Raw genomic sequence first — 1,262 nt, forward strand, 5'->3', positions numbered from 1 at the left:
ATTGAAGTTAAGTGTTTACAATGTGTTTTTTTAGTTCGGCTATGCGTTATCAACCCCTTAGCCGGGCTTTATGGAAAAAAAAAAAAAATGGATACTATCGTTGATTTAGTTAGAAAAGATCCCGTTCGATTTGAAGCACTGGAATGTGTTTACCAGCTTGAATTGCCTCAGTGCTACATAGCCGCAGGTTTTGTGCGAAACCTTGTCTGGGACTTTTTACATCGCAACGTAAAGCTGACGCCATTAAACGATATTGATGTCATTTTCTTCGATGCTGATTGTGTCGATTCAGATTATGAAAAATCACTTGAACTCAAGTTATCGGAGCAAATGCCTCAGATCAATTGGCAAGTGAAAAATCAAGCCAAGATGCACTTACAAAATGGCGACGATCCATACCAAAGCACATTGGATGCCATGAGCTATTGGCCTGAAAAAGAAACGGCGGTAGCAGTGAGAAAAGTCGAGCACGATCATTATGAATGTATATCAGCCTTTGGTTTCGAGAGTTTATTTCAAGGTTTAATCACACATAATCCTAAACGAGCATATGGAACCTTCGAAAATCGAGTAAAGTCAAAGGGTTGGTTAGTTATATGGCCTAACTTGAGAATTGCGCCATAACAAACGCTTCAAGAGGGACAGCCAACGCGCGGCATTTTTACTATGCGTTGGTTTCGGTGATTACGGTGTTATGCGGAAAGTTGGTAGTAGCGTTGTCTGCCCCTTAAGCGGGCGTTATGTGCCTTTCATGTGAAGCGACAAACATTATGTGCAACCATTAACTTATAGAATGGCTAAAATTTCATATTTTAGAGGGTGTTATGGTTTTTAGCAGCAAGGTTAAAGTGGTGATTTCAGTGGTGGCTATAGCATTGTCTTCACTTTTATTGTCTCTTGATATGTTTGGTGTCATTCCATTTCTGATTCTAGTTGTGTCATTTTTTACCCTAATTATTCAAAGTGGGCTGTGCCTTCTTGGCTATAAAAATGGTGACGTTTTCGATGCTTATCAAGACCTAGAAAGAACAGAAGCAACGGCACTAACTAATCTGTTCAAAGACAAAAAGGATTGTGAAAAACACTAACCACGGCACATAACAAACAATTTAAGAGGGATTCCCAACGCTTGGTATTTTTGCTTCTACTTCAAGTTTAGTGTTTATGGCACAATGCTTTAGGTTTGGGTGGTAGCGTTGCTCACCCCTTAATTGGGCGTTAGGCAAAGTGAGTTTTTATCATTGAATTGAACGGTAAATTCC

At 39.6% G+C, this 1,262-nt stretch carries 2 protein-coding genes; both read left to right on the forward strand.

The features are described from left to right. Nucleotides 1–87: 87 nt before the first annotated feature. Nucleotides 88–624, forward strand: coding sequence for a nucleotidyltransferase family protein (locus tag DD616_RS03970; RefSeq protein ID WP_069648534.1), 537 nt, complete (start codon nt 88–90; stop codon nt 622–624). Between the two features lie 200 nt (nt 625–824). Then, nucleotides 825–1,088, forward strand: coding sequence for a hypothetical protein (locus tag DD616_RS03975; RefSeq protein ID WP_102887584.1), 264 nt, complete (start codon nt 825–827; stop codon nt 1,086–1,088). The last annotated feature ends 174 nt before the right edge of the window (nt 1,089–1,262 follow it).

Origin of the sequence: Vibrio anguillarum (assembly GCF_003390515.1) — a bacterium.
Lineage (GTDB): Bacteria > Pseudomonadota > Gammaproteobacteria > Enterobacterales > Vibrionaceae > Vibrio > Vibrio anguillarum.

What these genes read in the sequence shown, in the direction of transcription:
- DD616_RS03970 (WP_069648534.1), top strand. Translation starts at nt 88, where the DNA reads ATGGATACTATCGTTGATTTAGTTAGAAAAGATCCCGTTCGATTTGAA.
- DD616_RS03975 (WP_102887584.1), top strand. Translation starts at nt 825, where the DNA reads ATGGTTTTTAGCAGCAAGGTTAAAGTGGTGATTTCAGTGGTGGCTATA.